The 1,366-nt window shown below is 36.5% G+C and carries 1 protein-coding gene; it reads left to right on the top strand.

Going from position 1 to position 1,366, the window contains the following annotated elements; translation table 11 throughout:
- Window positions 1-531: 531 nt before the first annotated feature.
- Complete coding sequence (locus Q0954_RS33910) at window positions 532-1,203, top strand: TetR/AcrR family transcriptional regulator (protein WP_299466517.1); 672 nt, start codon at window positions 532-534, stop codon at window positions 1,201-1,203.
- Window positions 1,204-1,366 lie beyond the last annotated feature (163 nt).

Here is a 1,366-nt window from a genome sequence, read left to right as displayed (position 1 = left end):
AACCTTTTGCAATGAATTATGGGTATAATTAATTGAAATTCAATTTTTTATGCCCTTTTTAATTTCTACAATTTAAGTGGAGTATATACTCCTTAAAATCTTCATTGGTCATGTGCTTCGACTCAGGTTTATAGTTCATAATAAACATTTGGCTGTCATTCATATAATAACATTGAGTGAAGTTTGTGTCATGAATTAGACTGTTCATTTTTGTTTAAGTTTTGTTGAGTAAAATATGCAAAGTAAAGAGTGGGAGCAATGGCTGGTTTGATAGTACTACGTATTTGGTGGATCGCTATGTTATATTATAGTATGAAAATACAAAATAAAATCTTTGCCTACTATTTATCAACCTTTGATTATAAAGTGCTACTGCACATTTATAAAATAATATTTTGCTAAAGTTTTGTAGTTTCCTAATAGCTTAGTATAATTGCATAAATTTTTTAGTCGAATTCGACTAAATTTATTTTCTAAACAGTAAAAATGCAAACAACACCAGGCGCTGTTTTTATAAAAAATGTGTAATGAATGGGTGAAAACAAGAAGAATACAAGAGACAAAATCATAGCGTATGCGACCAAATGCTTTAATCAAGAAGGGTTTGGTGCCATTACTATACAAGAGCTGGCGAATCGCCTGGAAATGAGCCGGGGTAACCTGACTTATTATTTCAAAACCAAGGATGATTTGCTGGAAGCAATTGTAAATGAGATGTGGACAAGGTTAGATGAAGAACTCAACAAAAGACGCACGTTGCCTTCGTTTGAAAACCTTCATAATACTGCTAAAGTATATTACCGCATTCAAAAAGAGTACTCTTTTATCTTTCTCGATCAACACGTACTAAAGCACGAGTTAGTCAAAGGGAAGTTTCGGGAACAAACCAAAAAAAGTATCCACGACAACAAGGCGGCTCTAGCGTTTGCCATCAAACTAGGCAACCTCAAGCCCGAACCAGTGCCCGGTATGTACAACAACATTGCTTTTATCACTTGGATGATGCCTTTTTATTGGCTCAACCAACAAATAATAAGAGGAGAGAAAACTGAAGAAGACGCCGAAAAAATGATTTGGAGCATTTTGTTACCTCATTTTACCGAGAAGGGAGTGAGCTCTTTTATCAAGTTTTTTGGCAAAGAATATTATGAAAGCCTCGGCGAAAGTTTTTCGGTAGATCTAGACTCGTTGATTTCTTTTTAGTCTTTTAGTCCGTAGTCGGGAGTCGGGAGTTAGCGCGAAGCGATTAGTTGAGAGTCAAGAGTCCGTAGTCAAGAGTCGGGAGCTAGCGCGAAGCGATTTAAAAATTAGTCAGGAGTCGGGAGCTTTTTAGTCGGGAGTCGGTAGTCAGGAGTCGGGAGCTAGC

The sequence above is a fragment of the uncultured Microscilla sp. genome (assembly GCF_947493425.1).
Classification (GTDB): Bacteria; Bacteroidota; Bacteroidia; order Cytophagales; family Microscillaceae; genus Microscilla.
This window is presented reverse-complemented; position numbering and strand designations above follow the sequence as displayed.

What these genes read in the sequence shown, in the direction of transcription:
- Q0954_RS33910 (WP_299466517.1), top strand. Translation starts at nt 532, where the DNA reads ATGGGTGAAAACAAGAAGAATACAAGAGACAAAATCATAGCGTATGCG.